General features: G+C 71.7%; 19 protein-coding genes. 5 read left to right on the forward strand and 14 right to left on the reverse strand.

What is annotated here, in order from left to right; translation table 11 throughout:
• On the forward strand, positions 1 to 429 hold a 429-nt coding region (locus UW392_RS10575; RefSeq protein ID WP_320774662.1), incomplete at its 5' end, for a helix-turn-helix domain-containing protein.
• Positions 430 to 465: 36 nt separating this feature from the next.
• Here UW392_RS10575 and UW392_RS10580 read toward each other — a convergent pair.
• Positions 466 to 1053, reverse strand: coding sequence for a TetR/AcrR family transcriptional regulator (locus UW392_RS10580; protein ID WP_320774663.1), 588 nt, complete (start codon positions 1051 to 1053; stop codon positions 466 to 468).
• 109 nt (positions 1054 to 1162) lie between these two features.
• Here UW392_RS10580 and UW392_RS10585 point away from each other — a divergent pair, with 109 nt between their 5' ends.
• Both UW392_RS10585 and UW392_RS10590 read left to right on the forward strand, forming a co-directional pair.
• Positions 1163 to 2695 (forward strand): MFS transporter, encoded by a 1533-nt coding sequence (locus UW392_RS10585; RefSeq protein ID WP_320774664.1) that lies wholly within the window; start codon positions 1163 to 1165, stop codon positions 2693 to 2695.
• A gap of 127 nt (positions 2696 to 2822) precedes the next feature.
• Positions 2823 to 3863 (forward strand): NAD(P)-dependent alcohol dehydrogenase, encoded by a 1041-nt coding sequence (locus UW392_RS10590; RefSeq protein ID WP_320774665.1) that lies wholly within the window; start codon positions 2823 to 2825, stop codon positions 3861 to 3863.
• 82 nt (positions 3864 to 3945) lie between these two features.
• Here the strand turns inward: UW392_RS10590 and serA are convergent, their stop codons facing one another.
• The 6 genes from serA to UW392_RS10620 form a co-directional block, all read right to left on the reverse strand.
• Positions 3946 to 5535, reverse strand: a complete 1590-nt coding sequence (gene serA, locus UW392_RS10595) for a phosphoglycerate dehydrogenase (RefSeq protein ID WP_320774666.1) — start codon at positions 5533 to 5535, stop codon at positions 3946 to 3948.
• 262 nt (positions 5536 to 5797) lie between these two features.
• Positions 5798 to 6796 carry a ketol-acid reductoisomerase gene (gene ilvC, locus UW392_RS10600; protein ID WP_320774667.1) on the reverse strand — a complete coding sequence of 333 codons (999 nt, stop codon included), beginning with the start codon at positions 6794 to 6796 and terminating at the stop codon, positions 5798 to 5800.
• 130 nt (positions 6797 to 6926) lie between these two features.
• Positions 6927 to 7454: an acetolactate synthase small subunit gene (ilvN, locus tag UW392_RS10605; RefSeq protein WP_320774668.1), complete on the reverse strand. Its 528-nt coding sequence runs from the start codon at positions 7452 to 7454 to the stop codon at positions 6927 to 6929.
• Positions 7455 to 7483: 29 nt separating this feature from the next.
• Positions 7484 to 9334: an acetolactate synthase large subunit gene (locus UW392_RS10610; RefSeq protein WP_320774669.1), complete on the reverse strand. Its 1851-nt coding sequence runs from the start codon at positions 9332 to 9334 to the stop codon at positions 7484 to 7486.
• Between the two features lie 246 nt (positions 9335 to 9580).
• A complete protein-coding gene (locus UW392_RS10615; RefSeq protein WP_320774670.1) occupies positions 9581 to 12658 on the reverse strand; it encodes a putative bifunctional diguanylate cyclase/phosphodiesterase in 3078 nt (1025 codons plus the stop codon).
• A gap of 387 nt (positions 12659 to 13045) precedes the next feature.
• On the reverse strand, positions 13046 to 13987 hold the full coding sequence (locus UW392_RS10620) for a 2-hydroxyacid dehydrogenase (RefSeq protein WP_320774671.1): 942 nt from the start codon (positions 13985 to 13987) through the stop codon (positions 13046 to 13048).
• Positions 13988 to 14062: 75 nt separating this feature from the next.
• Between UW392_RS10620 and UW392_RS10625 the strand changes: the two genes are divergently transcribed.
• A complete protein-coding gene (locus UW392_RS10625; RefSeq protein WP_320774672.1) occupies positions 14063 to 15079 on the forward strand; it encodes an aldo/keto reductase in 1017 nt (338 codons plus the stop codon).
• Positions 15080 to 15176: 97 nt separating this feature from the next.
• The gene (locus UW392_RS10630; RefSeq protein ID WP_320774673.1) at positions 15177 to 16352 is read left to right on the forward strand and encodes a PQQ-dependent sugar dehydrogenase; all 1176 of its coding nucleotides are present in this window, start codon (positions 15177 to 15179) and stop codon (positions 16350 to 16352) included.
• A gap of 24 nt (positions 16353 to 16376) precedes the next feature.
• Here the strand turns inward: UW392_RS10630 and UW392_RS10635 are convergent, their stop codons facing one another.
• From UW392_RS10635 to gatC, 7 genes are all read right to left on the reverse strand, one after another.
• The gene (locus tag UW392_RS10635) at positions 16377 to 16610 is read right to left on the reverse strand and encodes a DUF6191 domain-containing protein (RefSeq protein ID WP_414495905.1); all 234 of its coding nucleotides are present in this window, start codon (positions 16608 to 16610) and stop codon (positions 16377 to 16379) included.
• A 485-nt stretch (positions 16611 to 17095) separates the two neighbouring features.
• The gene (locus UW392_RS10640; RefSeq protein ID WP_320774674.1) at positions 17096 to 17743 is read right to left on the reverse strand and encodes a hypothetical protein; all 648 of its coding nucleotides are present in this window, start codon (positions 17741 to 17743) and stop codon (positions 17096 to 17098) included.
• A gap of 35 nt (positions 17744 to 17778) precedes the next feature.
• Positions 17779 to 18354 (reverse strand): GNAT family protein, encoded by a 576-nt coding sequence (locus UW392_RS10645; protein ID WP_320774675.1) that lies wholly within the window; start codon positions 18352 to 18354, stop codon positions 17779 to 17781.
• A gap of 251 nt (positions 18355 to 18605) precedes the next feature.
• Entirely contained in the window at positions 18606 to 20117 is a 1512-nt protein-coding gene (gatB, locus tag UW392_RS10650; protein ID WP_320774676.1) for an Asp-tRNA(Asn)/Glu-tRNA(Gln) amidotransferase subunit GatB, read from the reverse strand.
• 15 nt (positions 20118 to 20132) lie between these two features.
• On the reverse strand, positions 20133 to 20372 hold the full coding sequence (locus UW392_RS10655) for a hypothetical protein (protein WP_320774677.1): 240 nt from the start codon (positions 20370 to 20372) through the stop codon (positions 20133 to 20135).
• Entirely contained in the window at positions 20369 to 21865 is a 1497-nt protein-coding gene (gene gatA / locus UW392_RS10660) for an Asp-tRNA(Asn)/Glu-tRNA(Gln) amidotransferase subunit GatA (RefSeq protein WP_320774678.1), read from the reverse strand. The genes UW392_RS10655 and gatA overlap by 4 nt, the downstream gene beginning before the upstream one ends.
• A gap of 7 nt (positions 21866 to 21872) precedes the next feature.
• Complete coding sequence (gene gatC, locus UW392_RS10665) at positions 21873 to 22169, reverse strand: Asp-tRNA(Asn)/Glu-tRNA(Gln) amidotransferase subunit GatC (protein WP_030574004.1); 297 nt, start codon at positions 22167 to 22169, stop codon at positions 21873 to 21875.
• Positions 22170 to 22406: the final 237 nt, after the last annotated feature.

Consider the following 22406-nt stretch of genomic DNA (forward strand, 5'->3'; position numbering starts at 1 on the left):
GGCTCCGCGGCCGGCATCGCGGACGCCCGCGCCGGACTGGACGGACTCGGCACCGCCTGGCGGGAGGCGTCGGCGGCGGCCCGCGCCGTGCTGGCCGAGCCCCGGCTCGGACCGGTCGCCGAGTGGAGCGCCGTCGGCCCGTACCGCCTCCTCACCGCGCTGCCCCCCGGCGCCGTCCAGGACCCCGCGGTACGGGTCCTGCTCTCCCCCGCCCACCGTGAACTCGCCCGCACCGCCGAGGTGTACCTCGACCGCGCGGGCCAGGCCGGCCGTACGGCGACGGAGCTGGGCATCCACCGGCAGACGCTGTACTACCGGCTCTCCCGCGTCGAACAGCTCACCGGACTGGACCTGGACGACGGCGAGGACCGCCTGCTGCTGCACATGGCGCTGAAGGGGGCGCGCCTCGGGACGGACCCGCGCGGCTGACGGCCAGGGCGCTCCTGACGCCGCATCCGAGGCGCCCTACTCCCCCGGCTTCCACGCCGCCGTCGCCCGGCGCAGCCCCTCGGTGAGCGCGTCCGCGTCGGGCGCGTCGGCCGGGTGGAACGTCCACTGCGCGACGAGGCCGAGCAACAGGGTGGTGTAGAGGCGGCCGAGGGTGACCGCCGTCTCCTCCGGCACGTCCTCCTCCCGCCCGCCCATGAACATCGTGACCAGGCCGCGGTCGCTCTCCCGCTGGGCCGAGGCCAGGTGGTCGCGCAGCTCCGGCAGTTGGTCGCCCATGGTGAGTGCCTCCATGCTGAGGCGCCACAGGGAGCCGGGCTCCTTCATGGTCGCGATGACGTTCGTCCACACCTCCTGGAACCGCTCGACGGAGCCGGGCTCGGACGTGAGTCCGGCCTGGTTCCCGCCGTCGAAGGCGGCGGAGAGCTCCCCGACCATCGCCACGTACGCCTGTGCCAGCAGGGCGTCCTTCGAGCCGTAGTGGTAGCCGATCGACGCCAGGTTCGTGCCCGACTCCTTGACGATGTCGCGCGCGGTGGTCCGCGCGAAGCCCTTCTGGAGCAGGCAGCGCTTGGCGCCTTCGAGCAGATCCTCACGGTGTCCCATGCGAGGCAGCGTAGCGCCGTCCGTACAGCCGTCCCATACGGCTGTCAGGGACGAGCGTCTTAAACGAACGTACTAGACGCGCGTATAAGACGTGCGTACAGTTCCCGCCATGACCACAGAACCCGCCACTCCGAGCCGCGCCGGGCGCCGCGAATGGACCTCCCTCGCCGTACTGATGCTTCCGCTGCTGCTGGTGTCGATGGACGTCTCGGTGCTCTACTTCACGGTCCCCGCGATCAGCGCCGACCTGGCCCCGACCGGCACCCAGCAGTTATGGATCTTCGACATCTACGCCTTCGTACTGGCGGGGCTGCTGATGACGATGGGCGCGCTCGGTGACCGCATCGGCCGCCGCCGGCTGCTGCTGATCGGCGCGGCGGCCTTCGGCACGGCCTCACTGGTGGCCGCGTACGCGAACAGCGCCGAGACCCTGATCGCGGCGCGGGCACTGCTCGGCATCGGTGGCGCCACCCTGATGCCGTCGACACTGGCCCTGGTCCGCACGATGTTCACGGACCCCGGCCAGCGGGCGAGGGCGATCAGCGTGTGGTCGGCCGTGCTGACGGGGGGCGTGGCGCTCGGTTCCGTGCTGAGCGGCGTCCTCGTCGAGTACTTCTGGTGGGGCTCGGTCTTCCTGGTCAACCTGCCCGCGATGGCGCTGCTGCTCCTGCTCGGCCCGCTCCTGCTGCCCGAGTCGCGGAACCCGCACCCCGGCCGCTTCGACCTGCTGAGCGTGGCGCTGTCGATGGCGGCGGTGCTCCCGGTGATCTACGGCCTGAAGGAGATCCCGTCCGAGGGCTGGCACGTGCGGTACGTCGTGTCGGTGACGGTCGGCCTGCTCTTCGCCGCGCTGTTCGTGCACCGCCAGCGCACGTCGGAGTCCCCGATGATCCCCATGTCCCTGTTCCGCGGCCGGGGCTTCGCGCCCGCGGTGGCCCTGAACCTGATCGCGGCCTTCGCCTTGATGGGTTCCGCGTACTTCACCACCCAGTACCTGCAGTCCGTGCTCGGCAACAGCGCCCTGGAGGCCGCGCTGTGGTCACTCCTGCCCTCCGTGCCCATCGGTGTCGCGGCGCCCCTGGCCGCCCATCTGGTGCAGCGGGGCGTGGACCGCGCGCACGTCCTGTCGGGGGGCTTCGCCACCGCGGCGTGCGGCTACGGGCTGCTGGCCCTCGTCGACACCGACGCGCTGTGGCTGGTCCTGACGGGCGCGGGCGTCCTCGCGGGCGGCGTCGTGACGGTGATGTCCCAGGTCACGGATCTGGCCCTGGGCGCGGCGCCGGCCGAGAAGGCGGGCACGGCGTCCTCGGTCCTGGAGACCGGCCAGGAGTTCGGCGGCGCGCTGGGCATGGCGGCCCTCGGCTCCGTCGGCACGGCGCTGTACCACCACGGGATGCCCCCGTCGGCCCCCGCTCCGGCGCGGGAGACCCTCGGCGGAGCGCTCGCGGTGGCGCGGGAGCTGCCGGCCGACGCGGGGGCCGCCCTGCTGGCCGCGGCCCGGGAGGCGTTCACCGACGGCATGCGGGGGGCGGCGCTCACCGGGGCGGTGGTCCTGGCGGGCGCGGCGGTGCTGGCGGTCACGGCCCTGCGGACGACGCGTCCCGAGGAGACTACTGTCCCCGCGGGACAAAAGAAGGTATAGCCTTCAACTATGTCGGCGAGGTGGCACGACCGGGCGCGTCCGCCCGCTCCCCGCGCCGACCTGACGGGGATGCGGGGGGCATCACCACAGTGCGAATCTGGGCAAAGCCGCCCAAAAGGAGAATGAGATGAAAGCCGTCCAGTACCGGGCGATCGGCTCCGCTCCCGAAGTCGTGACTGTTCCCGACCCCGAGCCCGGCCCGGGTCAGGTCCTGCTGAAGGTGACCGCCGCCGGCGTCTGCCACTCGGACATCGCCGTGATGAGCTGGTCCAAGGAGGAACTCCCCTACGAGCTGCCGCTGACCCTCGGCCACGAGGGCGTCGGCACCGTCGAGGCCGTCGGCGAGGGCGTGACCGGCCTGGCGACCGGCACCTCCGTCGCCGTCTACGGCCCGTGGGGCTGCGGTTCCTGCGTCAAGTGCGCCCAGGGCAAGGAGAACTACTGCCTGCGCGCCACGGAGCTGAACATCAACCCGCCCGGTCTCGGCCGCCCCGGCGCCATCGCGGAGTACCTGCTGATCGACGACCCGCGCCACCTGGTGCCGATCGGCGACCTCGACCCGGTCAAGACCGTGCCGCTGACCGACGCCGGCCTCACCCCGTACCACGCGATCAAGCGCTCGCTGCCGCGTCTCGGCGCGGGCAGCACCGCCGTCGTCATCGGCACCGGCGGCCTCGGCCACGTCGGCATCCAGCTGCTGCGCGCCATGACCTCCGCCCGCGTCATCGCGCTCGACGTCAGCGAGGAGAAGCTCGAGCTGGCCCGCCGGGTGGGCGCGCACGAGAGCGTCCTCTCCGACGAGAAGGCCGCGAAGAAGGTCCGGGAGCTCACCGGCGGCCTCGGCGCCCAGGCGGTGTTCGACTTCGTCGGCGCCGACAGCACCCTCGCCACCGCCGCCGCCTGCGCCGCGGTCGAGAGCGACCTGGCCCTGGTCGGCATCGCCGGCGGCACCATGCCCATCGGCTTCGGGCAGCCCGCGTACGAGGTCTCGATCAACTCGTCCTACTGGGGCAGCCGCAGCGAGCTGTTCGAGGTCATCGAGCTGGCCCGGACCGGCGTGCTGGACGTGCACACCGAGACCTTCTCGCTCGACGAGGCGCCGCGCGCCTACGAGCTGCTGCACGAGGGCAAGATCAACGGCCGGGCGGTCATCCTGCCGAACGGCTGAGCACACCCGCACGGGAACCACACGGCCGGGGCCCGGCACCGTCGCAGGACGGTACCGGGCCCCGGCCGTGGAACGGGTCCGGTCAGGTGAGGTCGACCGCGCGGGCCGAGGTCGCGCCGATCTCCTCCGCCAGCTCGCTGAGCACGGGCTGCGGGACGGTGTCGTCGACGGTCAGCACGGCCAGCGCCTCGCCGCCCAGGTCCAGCCGTGCGACCTGCATGCCGGCGATGTTGACCCCGGCCTCGCCCAGGACGCGGCCCACCGTGCCGACGACGCCCGGGCGGTCGGCGTACTTGAGCACGATCATGTGGTCGGCGAGGGCCAGGTCCACGTCGTACTCGCCGATCGCGACGACCTTCTGGTGGTGCTTGGGGCCCGCCAGCGTGCCGGAGACCGAGACCTCCTCGCCGTCGGCGAGGGTGCCGCGCACGGTGACGACGTTGCGGTGGTCCGGGGACTCGCTCGACGTGGTCAGGCGCACCTCGACACCGCGCTCCTGCGCGAACAGCGGGGCGTTGACGTAGCTCACCGTCTCGGCGACGACGTCCTCGAAGACGCCCTTCAGCGCGGAGAGCTCCAGCACCTTCACGTCGTGCTGGGTGATCTCGCCGTACACCTCGACGTCGAGGCGGACCGCGACCTCGCCCGCGAGCGCGGTGAAGATCCGGCCGAGGCGCTCCGCGAGGGGCAGGCCCGGCTTGACGTCCTCGGCGATGACGCCGCCCTGGACGTTCACCGCGTCCGGCACCAGCTCGCCGGCGAGCGCGAGCCGCACCGACTTGGCGACGGCGATGCCCGCCTTCTCCTGCGCCTCGTCGGTGGAGGCGCCGAGGTGCGGGGTGCACACGACCTGGTCCAGCTCGAAGAGCGGGGAGTCGGTGCACGGCTCCTTCGCGTACACGTCGAGGCCGGCGCCGGCGACGCGGCCCTCCTTGAGCGCCGAGTACAGCGCCTCCTCGTCGACGATCCCGCCGCGCGCGGCGTTGACGATCCGCACGTTCGGCTTGACCTTGTGCAGCGCGTCGTCACCGATGAGACCGAGCGTCTCGGGGGTCTTCGGCAGGTGGACGGTGATGAAGTCGGCAGTCTCGAGCAGCTCGTCCAGCGACAGCACCTTCACGCCCATCTGCGCGGCCCGCGCGGGCTGCACGTACGGGTCGTACGCCACGACCTTCATGCCGAACGCCGACATGCGCTGCGCGACCAGCGCGCCGATGCGGCCGAGGCCGACGACGCCCAGGGTCTTCTCGGCGAGCTCGACACCGGTGTACTTGCTGCGTTTCCACTCGCCGTTCTTCAGCGCGGTGTTGGCCTGCGGAATGTGGCGCGCCGTGGCGAGGACGAGACCGCAGGCCAGCTCGGCGGCGGTCACGATGTTCGAGGTGGGGGCGTTGACGACCATCACGCCGGCCTTGGTGGCGGCGGACACGTCCACGTTGTCCAGGCCGACGCCGGCTCGTGCGACGACCTTCAGCTTGTTCGCGGCGGCGATCGCCTCGGCGTCGACCTTGGTGGCCGAGCGGATCAGGATCGCGTCCACGTCTGCGATGGCCGGAAGCAGTTCGGAGCGGTCGGCTCCGTTGCAGTGCCGGATCTCGAAGTCCGGGCCCAGCGCGTCGACGGTGGCGGGCGACAGCTCTTCAGCGATGAGTACGACTGGTTTCGAGCTCACGTGAGTCCTCACAAGTCCATTGCGGACGGCCGTCCCGACGGCCGCTGGCGGAGGGGTGGTGGCCGCGTGGAAGACGCACGACGCTGTGGGCCTGACGCGTATTAGTGCAGCAGTGTAGTGGCGCCGCGGGCATCGTCCCGCGCCCCTGCGGAAGGATCACCCGTCCGGGGCCGGACGGGCTGGACAACGCCGCCATCAGGGCGTTACCCGGAGTTAGACGAAGGGCCGGGACGGCTGCCCCGGCCCTGCCGTCACGGACGCGTCACGCCTCTTCGTCGACCCAGCTCATCAGCTTGCGCAGCTCCTTGCCGGTGGTCTCCAGGAGGTGCTCGGAGTCCTGCTTCTTGTACTCGTCGTACTTCTTCAGACCGCTGTGGTACTCGTCCATCCAGTTGCGGGCGAAGGTGCCGTCCTGGATCTCGGCGAGGACCTGCTTCATCTCGGCCTTGGTGGCGTCGGTGATGATGCGCGGGCCGGTGACGTAGTCGCCCCACTCGGCGGTCTCGGAGATCGACCAGCGCATCTTCTCCAGGCCGCCCTCGTACATGAGGTCGACGATCAGCTTCAGCTCGTGGAGGCACTCGAAGTAGGCGATCTCCGGCTGGTAGCCCGCCTCGGTCAGCGTCTCGAAACCGGCCTTGACCAGCGCGGCCGTACCACCGCAGAGGACGGCCTGCTCACCGAAGAGGTCGGTCTCGGTCTCCTCGGCGAAGGTCGTCTTGATGACGCCGGCGCGGGTGCCGCCGATGCCCTTGGCGTACGACAGGGCGAGCGCGAAGGCGTTGCCGGTCGCGTCCTGCTCGACGGCCGCGATGCACGGGACGCCGCGGCCCTCCTCGTACTGGCGGCGCACCAGGTGGCCCGGGCCCTTGGGGGCGACCATGCAGACGTCGACGCCGGCCGGGGGCTTGATGAAGTCGAAGCGGATGTTCAGGCCGTGCCCGAAGAACAGCGCGTCGCCGTCCTTCAGGTTGTCCTTGATGTGCTCCTCGTAGACCGTCGCCTGGATCGGGTCCGGCACCAGGATCATGATGACGTCGGCCTCGGCGGCGGCCTCCGACGGGCTCACCACGCGCAGGCCCTGCTCCTCGGCCTTCGCCTTGGACTTCGAGCCCTCGTGCAGACCGACGCGCACGTCGACACCGGAGTCACGGAGCGACAGCGCGTGGGCGTGGCCCTGGCTGCCGTACCCGATGACCGCGACCTTGCGGCCCTGGATGATGGAAAGGTCTGCGTCGGCGTCGTAGAACAGCTCGGCCACTGTGGGTTCTCTCCTTGTGTACGGGTGTCGCGTCCCACCGTATGACGGTGGGGGGAGGGGAAGTCTCGGGGTCTCGGAATACGGGCGGGCGGCGAGCGGCCGACCCGCCCGTTTCCGGCCTCCTGCGGTCCTACGCGGACCGGTCGAGGGCGCGCAGCGACCGGTCGGTGATGGAGCGGGCGCCGCGGCCGATCGCGATGGTGCCGGACTGGACCAGCTCCTTGATGCCGAACGGCTCCAGCATCTTCAGCATGGCCTCCAGCTTGTCGCTGGAGCCGGTGGCCTCGATGGTCACGGCCTCCGGGGAGACGTCGACCGTCTTGGCGCGGAACAGCTGGACGATCTCGACGATCTGGGAGCGCGTCTCGTTGTCGGCGCGCACCTTCACCAGGACGAGTTCGCGCTGGACGGCGGCGCCCGGCTCCAGCTCGACGATCTTCAGCACGTTGACGAGCTTGTTGAGCTGCTTGGTGACCTGCTCCAGCGGCAGCTGCTCGATCACGTTCACCACGATGGTGATGCGGGAGATCTCGGGGTGCTCGGTGACGCCGACGGCGAGCGAGTCGATGTTGAAGCCGCGGCGGGAGAACAGGGCGGCGATCCGGGCGAGGATGCCCGGGGTGTTCTCCACCAGGACGGAGAGCGTGTGCTTGGACATGTCGGGTTGCTCTTTCCTGTCCGTCGTCGTCAGTCGTCCTGGCCGTCGCCGAAGTCGGGACGGACGTCCCGGGCGGCCAGGATCGAGTCGTTGGAGGTGCCGGCGGGGACCATCGGCCACACCATCGCGTCCTCGTGGACGATGAAGTCGATGACGACCGGGCGGTCGTTGATCGAGTTCGCCTCCTCGATGACCTTGTCCAGCTCGTCCGGCGACTCGCAGCGCAGCGCGTAGCAGCCCATGGCCTCCGCCAGCTTCACGAAGTCGGGGACGCGGGTGCCCCGGTTCTCCTTGCCGACCGCGTCCGGACCGGCGTGCAGCACGGTGTTGGAGTAACGCTGGTTGTAGAACAGGGTCTGCCACTGGCGGACCATCCCGAGGGCACCGTTGTTGATGATGGCGACCTTGATCGGGATGTTGTTCAGGGCGCAGGTGGTGAGTTCCTGGTTGGTCATCTGGAAGCAGCCGTCGCCGTCGATGGCCCAGACGGTGCGGTCCGGCTGTCCGGCCTTGGCACCCATGGCGGCCGGGAGCGAGTAGCCCATGGTCCCGGCGCCGCCGGAGTTGAGCCAGGTGGCGGGCTTGTCGTACTGGATGAAGTGCGCGGCCCACATCTGGTGCTGGCCCACGCCCGCCGTGAAGATCGTGTCCTCGGGGGCGAGCTGTCCGATGCGCTCGATCACCTGTTGCGGGGAGAGCGAACCGTCGTGCGGCTGGTCGTAGCCGAGCGGGTAGGTCTCGCGCCACCGGTTGAGGTCGTTCCACCAGGCGGTGTAGTCGCCCCGGCCGCCCTCGCTGTACTCCTTCTGCAGGGCCTGGATCAGGTCCGCGATGACCTCACGGGCGTCCCCGACGATCGGCACGTCGGCGGCGCGGTTCTTGCCGATCTCGGCCGGGTCGATGTCGGCGTGGACGATCTTGGCGTGCGGGGCGAAGCTGTCCAGCTTGCCGGTGACGCGGTCGTCGAAGCGGGCGCCGAGGGCGACGATCAGGTCGGCCTTCTGCAGCGCCGTGACGGCGGTGACGCTGCCGTGCATGCCCGGCATGCCCACGTGCAGCGGGTGGCTGTCGGGGAACGCGCCGAGCGCCATCAGGGTGGTGGTGACGGGCGCCCCGGTCAGCTCCGCGAGGACCTTCAGCTCGGCGGTGGCACCGGCCTTGAGGACACCGCCGCCGACGTACAGCACCGGCCGTTTGGCGGCGGTGACCAGCTTGGCGGCCTCGCGGATCTGCTTGGCGTGCGGCTTGGTCACCGGGCGGTAGCCCGGCAGGTCCATGACGGGCGGCCAGGAGAAGGTGGTCTGCGCCTGGAGAATGTCCTTGGGGATGTCGACCAGGACCGGGCCGGGGCGGCCGGTGGAGGCGATGTGGAAGGCCTCCGCGATCACGCGCGGGATGTCCTCGCCCTTGGTGACCAGGAAGTTGTGCTTGGTGATCGGCATGGTGATGCCGACGATGTCCGCCTCCTGGAAGGCGTCCGTGCCGATCGACGCGGAGGCGACCTGACCGGTGATCGCGACCATGGGCACGGAGTCCATGTGGGCGTCGGCGATCGGCGTGACGAGGTTGGTGGCACCGGGGCCGGAGGTCGCCATGCAGACACCGACCTTGCCGGTGGCCAGCGCGTAGCCCTCGGCGGCGTGCCCCGCGCCCTGCTCGTGGCGGACCAGCACGTGGCGCACCCGCCGGGAGTCCATCATCGGGTCGTACGCCGGGAGGATGGCGCCTCCGGGAATGCCGAATACCGTGTCGGCGCCGACCTCCTCAAGCGAGCGGATGAGGGACTGCGCACCCGTGACGTGCTCGACGGTCGCGGACTGAGGTCCTCCGGATCGGGGCCGCGGCTGCGGATGGTGGGCCCCGGTGGCCTGCTCGGTCATCGGCATTCTCTTCTCGATGCTGAAGGATTGTGCGAGGGTTTTTGCGAGGTTCGGCTGTTGTGCGACACGTGCCTGTGCAACAAAAAACCCCTCGTGCCGTGAGGCAAGCGAGGGGAGCGCGCCGGGTGCGGGCGCTGGGAGTTCCGGGTCGTCCTCCGGTGGTTCCCAGCTTCAGCCGACGCGCTTTCCAAGTACGAGAATTCGGGTGCGCATGGCACTGACCCTCCCCCCGGCACGCACCGTGTGTCAAGTAGGTGGGACGGGAGTCTCATCATGTGAGCGTAGGGCCGTACCGCCGCCGTGGACGACGGGCACACCACTGGGGTACACCCCCGCCCCTCCGCCCACGAACACGGGCTCCACCGGTCCGTGGGGCACCGGACAGTGTCCCAAGGACAGCGCCCGGCGCAGCCGGTACTCGTCCAGCGGCGACGAGAACGCGGCGCCCTGCCCATGACTGCATCCCATCGCGCGCAGGGCGATGGCCTGTTCGGGGAGGTCCACCCCGTCGGCCAGGGACTGCATCCCCAGGTCGTTCGCGATGCGGAGCAGTCCACTTGTGATCTTGTGCAGCCGCGGTGACTCGACGATCCCCTCGACCAGGCTCCGGTCGAGCTTGAGCACGTCGACGGGGAGCCGCCACAGCGCCGTGACGGCCGCGTGGCCGCTGCCGAAGCCGTCCAGGGCGATGCGCACGCCGAGTCTTCTCAGCCCGTTCAGCCGGCGCTCCAGCTCGTCCAGGCAGGTTCTCGGCTCGGTGTCGGCCAGCTCCACGATCAGCGCGCCCGAGGCGAGCCCGTGCCGGGTCAGCAGCGCCTCGACGCTGCCGAGCGGCAGCGAGCGGTCCAGCAGCCGGCGGGCACTCATCCGCACGGTCACGGGGACGGTGAGCCCGGTGGCGCTGCGCTCGGCGGCCTGCGCGACGGCCTCCTGGAGGATCCAGCGGTCCAGTTCGGCGGTCCGGTCGCCGTCCTCGGAGGCCCGCAGGAAGTCCGCGGGGGTGAAGAGCACGCCCTGGGCCGAGCGCCAGCGGGCCTGCGCCTCGACCGACGTGATCCGGCCACTCCCGAGCGCCACCACGGGCTGGTGCAGCAACGTGAACTCGCCGTCGTGCAGGGCCGCGCGCAGCCGGCCGGCCAGCTCGGCCTTGCGGACGACGTCCTGCTGCATCTGCGGGACGTACAGCTCGACGCGCCCCTTGCCGGCGGCCTTGGCGCGGTACATGGCGAGGTCGGCGTTGCGCAGCAGCTCGCCCGCGCCGATCCCCGCCTCGGCGAACGCGACGCCGATGGACGCGGCCACGCGGACATCGTTGCCGCCGATGAGGTACGGCTGCGAGAGGGTGACGCGGAGCCGGTCGGCGAGCTCGAGGATGTGCTGCTCGCGTGCGGCGAGGTCACTGCTGCCGTCCCCGGTGATGAGGGCCGCGAACTCGTCGCCGCCCAGCCGGGCGGCGGTGTCGCCCTGGCGGACCGCGTCCTGGAGTCTGCGGGCGGCCTGGACGAGCAGCTCGTCCCCGGCCTGGTGTCCGATCGTGTCGTTGACGGCCTTGAAGCCGTCGAGGTCGATGAAGAGGACGGCCGTGCCGCGCAGGGCGGGACCGCGGTCGGAGGCGCGGCGGCCGGACAGTGCCTGCTGCACGCGCTCGGTGAACAGCGCGCGGTTGGGCAGGTCGGTCAGCGGGTCGTGCTCGGCGTTGTGCTGGAGCTGCGCCTGGAGGCGCACCCTCTCGGTCACGTCCCGGCTGTTGAAGATGAGTCCGACCTGGTGGCGGTTGACGGTGGACTCCACGTTGAGCCAGCTTCCCCCGCTCTCGGTCTCGCTCGGGCGGGAGGTGCCCCCACCGCCCCCACCGCCGGACCTGAAGCGGCACTCGATGCGGGTGGTGGGCTCGTCGTGCGGGTCGGCGGCGAGGAAGCGGCGCACCTCGTGCACCACGCAGCCCAGGTCCTCCGGGTGGATCAGGGCGGAGAGCTCGGTGCCGACGAGCTCCTCCGCGGGCCGTCCGTACACCCCCGCGGCGGCCGGGCTGACGTACCGGAGGACGCCGTTGGGCGCGGCGATCATGATGACGTCGCTGGAGCTCTGCACCAGGGAGCGGAAGTGGTTCTCCTTCTGCGCCAGTTCCTGGGTGAGGGTGATGTTGTCGAGGAGCATGATGCCCTGGCGCACCACGAGGGCGAGCACGACGGTGCAGGCGGTGATCAGGACGACGCGGTCGACGCTGCGGCCGTCGAAGACGTTGTAGAGGATGCCCAGGGTGCAGACGGCGGCGGCGAGGTAGGGCGTGAGCGCGGCCAGCGATCCGGAGAGGGGACGCGCGGCCGGATAACGGCCGGGCTCCGCGCCCGGGAGGACCGCGTGCCCGTCGTGGCGGTCCTCGTGGACCGGGGCGTACGGGTCCTCGTGGCTCCGGCCCGGGAGGTCCTCGTGCGTCCCGCGCGCGTGCTCTTCGTCGTCCGGCTGCCCCGGCCGCTGGCCGACCCAGGGGGCGTACGCGAGGAGCAGGGAGCCCGCGAACCAGCCCGCGTCGAGGAGCTGTCCCGAGCGGTAGCTGTCGTGCAGCAGCGGCGAGGTGAACACGGCGTCGCACATGACCGTGAGCGCGAGGGCCGCGATCGCGGTGTTGACCGCGGACCGGTTCACCGCCGAGCGGCGGAAGTGGAGGGCGAGCACCATGCTGACCAGGGCGATGTCGAGGAGGGGATAGGCGAGGGAGAGTGCCGCGTGGGCGACGTCGCCGTCCTCGGACCGTGCGGTCCGCGCGAGCGCCAGACTCCACGAGAGGGTCATCAGCGAGCCGCCGATCAGCCAGGCGTCCAGCGCCAGGCAGACCCAGCCGTTCTTGGTCACGGGCCGCTTGGCGAGCACGAGCAGCCCCACGATGGCGGGCGGTGCGAAGCACAGGAAGAACAGGTCGGCGTAGCTCGGGCTGGGCACGGGGCGGCCCAGCACGACCTCGTACCAGCCCCAGACGAGGTTGCCGAGCGATGCCATCGTGGAGGAGAGCGCGAAGAGCAGCCAGGCGGGTCGAAAGCGGCTGCGGCTGCGGCGCGCGTAGCGGAAGCAGGACACGGCCGCGGCGGCCGCGGCGGCGCTGAGTCCGAAATCACCCATGACGAGGGCCAGTTCGCGGGAGCCCCAGCCGAGCGCGGAGCCGAGCGCGTACCCCGCGCAGACCAGGGCCAGGAGGAGTTGCGAGCGCAGTCCCGCTCCGGCCGGGCCGTCGTGCGCCGCCGGTCCGCCGGACAGCGGGGCGCCGGACGGCGAGCGGGTCCGCAGGGTCGGGTCGAGCGTGGTCGCGGAGGCCGGGCGGGGGGTCACCGGATCTCTCCGGTGAGCGCCGCCCCCGTGTCCGGCCGGTCCCGGTGCGCCGGGTTCGGGTGCCTTCTGCGGCCGCCGTGCCGGCGGGGGTGATGGCCGTGCCGGCCGTGGCCGCGTCTGCGCGTCACGGTCAGCCAGGGTCGTCGTCGACGGCTCCGCCGCGTCGGATCGTTCGTCCATAGGCCGTGCATCGCCCGTCGCCCCCCTCGCAGTCCCATGTCCATCCCCCGCGCCGAACGGTGCGCGGCGCAGCCCCTGTCCGGGACGATACACCAGTTCCGTCACTCAGGGACATAGCACCTCTACGCTCCGTGACGGCTCGCGGGTGGCGGACACCACCCGTGTCCGGCGGACTGCGGAGGGTGCCCGAAGGAGGTGCGCGCCGGTCTAACGACCCGTCTCCAGGATCACGTTGCGCAGGGGCTCACGGTTCACGAAACGGTACAACTGGTCCACCAGCAGGCGCTTGGCGCGCGGCAGAAACGCCGAGGTCGGTCCGCCGACGTGGGGGCTGATCAGCACTCCCGGCGCATGCCACAGGGGGTGTCCGGCCGGCAGGGGCTCGGGGTCGGTGACGTCCAGGGCCGCCGTGATCCGGCCGCCCGCCAGCTCCGCGAGGAGCGCCCCGGTGTCGACGACGGGGCCCCGGGCGACGTTGACGAGCAGCGCACCGTCCTTCATGCGGGCCAGGAAGTCGGCGCCGGCCAGGCCGCGCGTGGCCTCCGTCAGGGGCGTCGACAGGACGACGACGTCCGCTTCGGGGAGCAGTCGGGGCAGTTCGGTGAGTGGGTGCACCGGTCCGCGCTCCGTGGTGCGCTCAGAGCGCGCGACGCGCGCCACCCGCGCGACCTCGAAGGGTATGAGCCGGTCCTCGATGGCGGCGCCTATCGACCCGTACCCCACGATGAGCACGGACTTGTCGGCCAGTGCCGGACGGAAGCCGCTCCGCCACTCCTCGCGGTCCTGCCCGCGCACGAAGTCGGGGACGCCGCGCAGGGAGGCGAGGATCAGCGTCAGGGCGAGTTCGGCCGTGCTCGCCTCATGCACCCCGCGCGCGTTGCACAACCGTACGCCGGGGCGCGCATCCCTGAGTTCCGGTTCCACGTGGTCGACACCGGCGGTGAGCGTCTGCACGACCTGCACGGAGGTCATCGCGGACAGGGGCCGCCGGGAGACCTCGGGTCCCTTCATGTACGGCACCACGTAGAAGAGGCAGTCGGCCGGGTCGCCGGGGAACTCCCGCTCACCGTCCCAGTACCGGTACCCGGGCCCGTCGGGCAGCTTCTCGAACTCGTCCACGTGGTACGGCAGCCACACATCACCAGTCATGCCCTGGAGGCTACGCGAAGCAACCGGAGCCCCATTGGTTACTTTGGGGTGCCAGGACAGGGAGGGTGCGGCCAGGTGGAGCGCAGGACGATCGGCGCGGCGGCGCTCGAAGTAGGGGCGGTCGGACTCGGGTGCATGCCGATGAGCTGGGCGTACGGACGGCCGCGGCAGCGTGGTGACGAGTCGGTGCGGGCGGTGCACCAGGCCCTCGACCGCGGAGCCGTCCTGCTGGACACGGCCGACATGTACGGTCCGTTCACCAATGAGCTGCTGGTGGGCCGGGTGCTGAGGGAGCGCCGCGCCGAGGCGTTCGTGTCCACGAAGGTCGGTCTGCTCGTGGGCGACCAGCACATCGTGGCCAACGGCCGTCCCGGCTACGTGAAGCGCGCCTGCGACGCCTCGCTCCGCCGCCTGCAGACCGATGTCATCGACCTCTACCAGCTGCACCGCGCGGATCCCGAGGTGCCGGTCGAGGAGACCTGGGGCGCGATGGCGGAGCTCGTGCGGGCGGGCAAGGTGCGGGCCCTGGGACTGTGCGCGGTGGGAGCGGGCGCCGGGCCCGGAGCGCACACCGGGCGCCGCCCCGGCGTCCGGCCGTACGAGGCCACCGTCCGGCAACTGGAGCGCGTGCAGCAGGTGTTCCCGGTGAGCGCCGTCCAGGCCGAGCTGTCGGTGTGGTCGCCCCAGGCCCTCGACGCGCTGCTCCCCTGGTGCCGGGCCCACGGTGTGGGCTTCCTGGCGGCGATGCCCCTGGGCAACGGTTTCCTCACCGGGACGCTCAGACCGGGTGCCGGATTCGAGCCGGACGACCTGCGGGCCCGCCACCCCCGCTTCACCGCCGAGATGATGGCGGCGAACCAGCCGATCGTCGCCGGACTGCGCCGGGTGGCCCGCCGCCACGGCGCCTCCGTGACCCCCGCCCAGGTGGCCCTGGCCTGGATCCTCGCCCAGGGCCCCCACGTGGTGCCCCTGCCCGGCACCCGGCACGCGCACCGGGTGGCGGAGAACGCCGCCGCGCACGGGGTGTACCTGACCTCCGAGGACCTGGCGGAGGTGGCGGAGCTGCCGGCGGCGCAGGGATCGTGGGACTGACGGGCCGCGCGCTGCGGGAATCATCTCGATCCGTCAGACGTGGAACGTGTGGGGCACTCACGGGGTAGGGGTCAGTGACGCCCGCGTCGAAGGGATCTTGATCGTGCAACGTCGAGCAGTGACGGCCTTCCTGGCCGCGGCCGTGCTGGTGGTGACCGCCGGCTGTTCCTCCGACGACGGCGGCGGGGAGGCGGGCGACGGCGCGAGCGCGACGCCGAGCGGCACCCGGTCCGGTGCGTCACCGTCCGGGCGGGCCACCGAGGAAGGGGCGCCGCCCGCGAAGGGCTCGGTGGAGGTCGTGCGCACGGTCGCCGAGGGCCTCGACTCACCCTGGGGACTGGCACCGCTGCCCGGCGGCGGCCTGTTGGTGTCCTCCCGGGACGAGGGCACGATCCTCCTGGTCGACGAGGAGACCGGCGAGAAGACGGAGCTCGGCGAGGTGCCCGGTGTCTCCGCCGCCGGCGAGGGCGGACTGCTGGGCATCGCCGTCTCCCCCGAGTACGCCTCGGACCACATGGTCTACGCGTACTTCACCTCGGGCTCGGACAACCGCATCGTGCGCATGCTGTACAACCCGGACAAGCCGGAGGGCGCGCAGCTGGGCGCCCCGGACACGATCCTGCGCTCCATCCCCAAGGGCACGAACCACAACGGCGGCCGGCTGGCCTTCGGCCCCGACAAGATGCTGTACGCCTCCACCGGCGAGCGCTACGAGGGGCAGCTGGCGCAGGACGAGGAGTCCCTCGGGGGCAAGATCCTGCGCATGACCCCCGACGGTGAGCCCGCGCCGGGCAATCCGTTCGAGGACTCGCCCGTCTACTCCCTGGGCCACCGCAATGTGCAGGGTCTCGCCTGGGACGGCGAGCAGCGGCTGTGGGCCTCGGAGTTCGGGCAGAGCACCTGGGACGAGCTGAACCTGATCGAGCCGGGCGGCAACTACGGCTGGCCGGACGCCGAGGGCGAGGCCGGCGAGTCGGGGTTCGTCGACCCGGTGGAGCAGTGGGAGGTGGCGGAGGCATCCCCCAGCGGCATCGCCTTCGCCGAGGGCTCGGTCTGGATGGCGGGGCTGCGCGGTGAGCGGCTGTGGCGCATCCCCCTGAAGGGGACGGAGACCTCCGCCGACCCGCAGGCCTTCCTCACCGGGGAGTACGGCCGCCTCCGTACGGTCGTCTCCGCGGGCGGTGACAAGCTCTGGCTGACCACCAGTGAGACGGACGGCCGGGGGTCGCCGGAGGGCGGGGACGACAAGATCCTGGAGCTCCGGGTGAAGTGACCCCGTCCCGGCCGCGCCGGTCCCTCAGCCGCCGTCCCGGTCCGCGCCGGCGCCCCCGTCCGGTCCGCCGGGCTCCGCCTCCGGCGGCCGGGCGGCGGGCGGACGGATGACCGCCCTGCCCGAGTCGAGGTCTATGGGACCGCGTCCCGGGTCGCTGTCGCCGACATCGTCACGGGTCGTCTCCAGCCGGTTGCGTTCGTCGCTGGTGTGTTTGTGACCAGGGGCGAACAGTTCATCGAAGACGTTGAACACGGGCACCTGCACCTCCCCGGGCCGGTGCTCCGGCCCTTGCCGGCTTCTGCCCGCGCGGGCCGCGGGCCATGTCCCGTCCGGCGCGACCTGGCCGGACCGGTTCGTCGCGGGCGTCCGGACCGTACCCGTCATCCCGCGCCGACGCGTCCCCGGGCCTCGCGGGATCATCCGCGGGCGGTATGCCTGCGCCGCCACCTCCCCGCGCCGTCCTGTGCCCCGGGTGCCGTGCGGGCGGCGCGGCGCGCCTCACGGGCGAGCGCGTGCCGCTCGGCATCGCGGATGAGATCCGCGGCGCGGATTCGCCGCAGCTGCTCGTACACGGACATCGTGTCCCCTTCGTGGACGTGCGCGGCACCGCTCACTCGGTGCGCTGCTCCGCCTTCGGCCCGGAGGGGGTTCCGTCACATCGGGAGACTGCCGCATCTCCCCCGCGTGGGGGCCTCGGAGCGACCGTACGACGCGCACGGCCGGCCTGAGGCCCCGGTGCCCGGTCAGCCTGTCGGCATGGAGAGCAGGATGTCGGTGTACTTCAGTACGGCCAGCACCAGGCCGAGGAAGCCGAGCGAGACGCCCGCCCAGGCGACCGACTTGATCCACGGCGCCTGCGCCCGGTCCGGGGCGCCGAACGCGGGCCGGACCAGTACGACGACGCCGACGATCAGCGCGACCAGCGCGAAGACGCCCGCGACCATGGCGTTGGCGTTCCAGGAGTCGCCGTACACCTGCTGGATCTGGGTGGCGACCGTGGCGTCGGCGGCGGTCTCCAGCTGCCCGAAGAGCGATTCACGCGCCTGTGCGACCGTGCCGAGCCAGCTACCGGTCAAGGAGACGAGGCCGAGCCCGGCGGACACGACGGCCGCGGCGCCCTGACCGACCCCCGCGGAGGCCCCCTGGGCGCTCACGGGACGCTCGCCTTCCTCGTCCGCCTCACCTGTCCCGCCGATCTCGCCGGTCTCGCCGGTCTCCTCGGCCGGAGTCCGCGTCTCCCCGTCGGGGGCGTCGGCGGTCTTCTCGGGGTGCTCCTCCTCCGTCTTGGCGGTGAGGTCCCGTGCCGCCTCGTCGCTCTTCGCCTCGTCGCTCTTCACCGCGGTGCCGGCTCCGGTGGCGGTGCCGTTCTCGTCGTCCGTCTTGGTACCCATGCACCGCACCGTACGGACGTCGTCTGAGAAGTTGCTTAATGATCCTCGTGGGCCACGCGCGCGCGTGCGTCCCGCCACTCGGGGGCGAGGACCGACCAGATCTCCGTGTCCTGGCGCACGCCCCGGTACAGGTAGCTCTGCCGCAGCACACCGTCGCGGGTCATGCCCAGCCGCCGCGCCACGGCGATGCTGGGCCCGTTCGCGGACGACGCGTGCCACTCCACGCGGTGGATGCCGCGCTCGTCGACCGCCCAGTCGATGAGCACCCGCATGGCCCGGGTGATCAGTCCGCGTCCCGTGACGGCCGGTTCCAGCCAGCAGCCGACCTCGCACATCTCGTTCGCCGCGTCGAACACCCGGACGAGCACGCCGCCGACGAGCTTCCCGTCCAGCCACACCCCGTGCAGGCTGCCGGTGTCCGCGGCCCGCTTGTCGGCGTACGACTGGAGCACCTCCCGCGCCGATTCGCCGTCGGTGGCCCGGGCGCCGAACGGGATGTGCGTCTGGATGAACGCGCGCCCGCGGTCGAGGTGCGCGAGGAACTCCTCGGCGTGCCAGGGTTCCAGCGGCCGCAGCTCGGCTCCGTCGTCGCCCAGGGATATCGCGTACATCCTGTTCCCGCTCCTCCACCGCCGCCTCGGCCGGGCTCGCCCCCGGCACGTCGCGTGATCCTGACACGGTGGGTTCCTGTGGTGCTCGGCTTTTCGCACACGGGGCGGGCGCCGCCGTACACGTACGGGGCCTCAGCGCCCTTCGTCTCCCGCCGCGGCGGCCGTGAACGCGGACGCCGGTCCCGCCGGACTGCTGTCCAGCGGGACCGGCGTCCGGTCCTGCTCGGCTGCTTGCCTGCCTGCGTCGAGGACTAGCCCTCGACGCCGAGCTTCTGCAGGATCAGCTCCTTGACGCGGGCCGCGTCGGCCTGGCCCCGCGTGGCCTTCATGACCGCGCCCACGAGGGCGCCGGCCGCCGCGACCTTGCCGCCGCGGATCTTGTCCGCGACGCCCGGGTTGCCGGCGATGGCCTCCTCGACGGCGGTCGTGAGGGCGCCCTCGTCGGAGACGACCTTCAGACCGCGCTTCTCGACGACCTCGTCGGGGGTGCCCTCGCCCGCGAGGACGCCCTCGATGACCTGGCGGGCCAGCTTGTCGTTCAGCTCGCCGGAGGTCACCAGGGCGGTGACGCGCGCGACCTGCTCGGGGGTGATGGCCAGCTCGTCCAGGGACTTGCCGGACTCGTTGGCGGAGCGGGCGAGCTCACCCATCCACCACTTGCGGGCGGAGGCGGCGTCCGCGCCCGCGTCGATCGTGGCCACGATCAGGTCCAGCGCACCGGCGTTGAGGATCGCCTGCATCTCGGTGCCGGAGATCCCCCACTCCTCGCGCAGCCGGTTGCGGCGGACCAGCGGCAGCTCGGGCAGGGCGGCGCGCAATTCCTCGACCCACTCGCGGGCCGGGGCGACCGGTACCAGGTCGGGCTCCGGGAAGTACCGGTAGTCCTCGGCCTCCTCCTTCACGCGGCCCGAGGTCGTCGACCCGGTGTCCTCGTGGAAGTGGCGGGTCTCCTGGACGATCGTCCCGCCGCCGTTCAGCACGGCGGCGTGGCGCTGGATCTCGAAGCGCGCGGCGCGCTCGACGCTGCGCAGCGAGTTGACGTTCTTCGTCTCGCTGCGGGTGCCGAACTTCTCCCGGCCGTGCGGGCGCAGCGACAAGTTCACGTCGCACCGCATCTGGCCCATCTCCATCCGGGCCTCGGAGACGCCGAGCGCCTTGATGAGCTCGCGCAGCTCACGGACGTACGCCCGCGCGACCTCCGGCGCACGCTCGCCCGCGCCCTCGATCGGCTTGGTGACGATCTCGATGAGCGGGATGCCCGCGCGGTTGTAGTCGAGCAGGGAGTGGGACGCGCCGTGGATACGGCCGGTGGCGCCGCCGACGTGGGTCGACTTGCCGGTGTCCTCCTCCATGTGGGCGCGCTCGATCTGCACGCGGAAGGTCTCGCCGTCCTCCAGCTGTACGTCGAGGTAGCCGTCGAAGGCGATCGGCTCGTCGTACTGGGAGGTCTGGAAGTTCTTCGGCATGTCCGGATAGAAGTAGTTCTTCCGGGCGAAGCGGCACCATTCGGCGATCTCACAGTTCAGGGCGAGACCGATCTTGACGGCGGACTCCACGCCGGTCGCGTTGACGACCGGGAGGGCGCCGGGCATGCCGAGGCAGACGGGGCAGGTCTGGCTGTTCGGCTCGGCGCCGAGCGCGGTCGAACAGCCGCAGAACATCTTCGTCTTGGTGCCGAGTTCGACATGGACCTCGAGGCCCATGACGGGGTCGTACGACGCGAGAGCGTCCTCGTACGACACCAGGTCGGTCGTGGTGGTCACGGTGCTACTTCCCTCTCAGCCCAGCAGGACGTCGTCGTCACCCAGGCGCTTGAGCTCCCGGTAGGTGATGGCGAGGCCGGTGGCGATACCGACGGCGGACACGACGGCGTCGACGAGCCGCAGGGTGTCGCCGTCGGAACGGGCCAGCTTGACCTGCTTGGCGACGGCGAGCGCGCCGAACGCGGTGCTGGCGAGCGACACGTACAGCCCGGTCTTCGACTTCTTGAAGTTCTTGGCCTTGTTCATGGCACTCACAGCGACGGAGCCTCCTCGAGCAGCGGGTGTCCCCACTTTTTCACGTAGGCGGCCTCTACAGCCGCACCAACCTTGTACAGACGGTCGTCCTGCAGCGCCGGGGCGATGATCTGCAGGCCCACCGGCAGCCCGTCCTCCGGCGCGAGGCCGCAGGGCAGGGACATGGCGGCGTTGCCCGCCAGGTTGGTCGGGATGGTGCACAGGTCCGCGAGGTACATCGCCATCGGGTCGTCGGCGCGCTCGCCGATCGGGAAGGCGGTGGTGGGCGTGGTCGGCGAGACGATCACGTCGACCTGCTCGAAAGCCTTCTCGAAGTCGCGCGTGATGAGCGTGCGGACCTTCTGGGCGGAGCCGTAGTACGCGTCGTAGTAGCCGGAGCTGAGCGCGTACGTGCCGAGCATGATGCGGCGCTTGACCTCGTCGCCGAAGCCCGCCTCACGGGTGAGGGAGGTGACCTCCTCGGCGGAGTGCGTGCCGTCGTCGCCGACCCGGAGGCCGTAGCGCAGGCCGTCGAAGCGGGCGAGGTTGGACGAGCACTCGGACGGCGCGATCAAGTAGTACGCGGACAGCGCCAGGTCGAAGGACGGGCAGTCCAGCTCGACGATCTCCGCGCCCAGCTCCTTGAGCAGCTCGACGGACTCGTCGAAGCGCTGGACGACACCGGCCTGGTAGCCCTCGCCGCGGAACTGCTTGACCACGCCGACGCGCATCCCGGCCACCGAGCCGCTCCGCGCCGCCTCGACGACCGGCGGTACGGGTGCGTCGATGGAGGTGGAGTCGAGCGGGTCGTGACCGGCGATGACCTCGTGCAGCAGCGCCGCGTCCAGGACCGTACGGGCGCAGGGGCCGCCCTGGTCGAGGGAGGACGAGAAGGCGACCATGCCGTACCGGGAGACAGCGCCGTAGGTCGGCTTCACGCCGACCGTGCCGGTGACGGCGGCGGGCTGGCGGATGGAGCCGCCGGTGTCGGTGCCGATCGCGAGCGGGGCCTGGTAGGAGGCGAGGGCGGCGGAGGAGCCGCCGCCGGAGCCGCCGGGGATGCGGGTGAGGTCCCAGGGGTTGCCGGTCGGGCCGTAGGCGCTGTTCTCGGTGGAGGACCCCATGGCGAACTCGTCCATGTTGGTCTTGCCGAGGATGACGACGTCGGCGTCCTTGAGCTTCTTGGTGAGCGTCGCGTCGTACGGCGGGATCCAGCCCTCGAGCATCTTGGAACCGACGGTGGTGGGCACCCCCGCGGTCGTGAAGATGTCCTTGAGGGCGAGGGGGACGCCGGCGAGCGGGCCGAGCTCCTCGCCGCGCTCCCGCTTCTCGTCGACGGCGCGGGCCTGCGCGAGCGCGCCCTCGCGGTCGACGTGCAGGAAGGCGTGGACCTTCTCGTCGACGGCCTCGATACGGGCCAGGTGGGCCTCGGTGACCTGGACGGCGGTGAGCTCGCCGGAGGCGATCTTCGCGGCGGTCTCGGCGGCCGTGAGCTTGATGATGCTGTCGGTCATGACGTGATCAGTCCTCCCCCAGGATCTGCGGCACCTTGAAACGCTGCTGCTCCTGGGCCGGGGCGCCGGAGAGCGCCTGCTCGGGGGTGAGCGACGGACGGACCTCGTCCGCGCGCATGACGTTCGTCAGCGGCAGCGGGTGCGAGGTCGGCGGTACGTCTTGGTCGGCGACCTCGCTGACGCGGGCGACCGCGCCGATGATGTCGTCGAGCTGGCCAGCGAAGTGGTCGACCTCTTCGGGCTTCAGCTCCAGACGCGCCAGCCGGGCGAGGTGGACGACCTCCTCGCGCGTGATGCCAGGCATGCAGCGATCCTCTGGGGTGAGTGTGTGTGGTTTGGGCCCAATCCTAGGGTGCCGCTCCGCATGCCCGCGCACCGGTTTCCGCTCGCCGGGGCGGGCCGGGCCCACCGGGCGCGCCACGGCGTTCCGCCACGCCCGGCGCGGGACGCCGTTGCGGCGTGCCGCGGGGCAGGCCGGGTCCGGTGCGGGGTCTCGGTGCGGGGTCCGGTGCCGGGCGCGCGCGGCGAAGGGCGTGTCCCG

The sequence above is a fragment of the Streptomyces sp. CRN 30 genome (assembly GCF_034105845.1).

Excerpts from the sequence above, each read along its gene's own strand:
- UW392_RS10645 (WP_320774675.1), bottom strand. The coding sequence starts at position 18,354 with ATGTACGCGATATCCCTGGGCGACGACGGAGCCGAGCTGCGGCCGCTG.
- UW392_RS10590 (WP_320774665.1), top strand. The coding sequence starts at position 2,823 with ATGAAAGCCGTCCAGTACCGGGCGATCGGCTCCGCTCCCGAAGTCGTG.
- gatA (WP_320774678.1), bottom strand. The coding sequence starts at position 21,865 with ATGACCGACAGCATCATCAAGCTCACGGCCGCCGAGACCGCCGCGAAG.
- gatC (WP_030574004.1), bottom strand. The coding sequence starts at position 22,169 with ATGCCTGGCATCACGCGCGAGGAGGTCGTCCACCTCGCCCGGCTGGCG.
- UW392_RS10580 (WP_320774663.1), bottom strand. The coding sequence starts at position 1,053 with ATGGGACACCGTGAGGATCTGCTCGAAGGCGCCAAGCGCTGCCTGCTC.
- UW392_RS10610 (WP_320774669.1), bottom strand. The coding sequence starts at position 9,334 with ATGACCGAGCAGGCCACCGGGGCCCACCATCCGCAGCCGCGGCCCCGA.
- UW392_RS10640 (WP_320774674.1), bottom strand. The coding sequence starts at position 17,743 with ATGGGTACCAAGACGGACGACGAGAACGGCACCGCCACCGGAGCCGGC.
- ilvN (WP_320774668.1), bottom strand. The coding sequence starts at position 7,454 with ATGTCCAAGCACACGCTCTCCGTCCTGGTGGAGAACACCCCGGGCATC.
- UW392_RS10585 (WP_320774664.1), top strand. The coding sequence starts at position 1,163 with ATGACCACAGAACCCGCCACTCCGAGCCGCGCCGGGCGCCGCGAATGG.
- UW392_RS10620 (WP_320774671.1), bottom strand. The coding sequence starts at position 13,987 with ATGACTGGTGATGTGTGGCTGCCGTACCACGTGGACGAGTTCGAGAAG.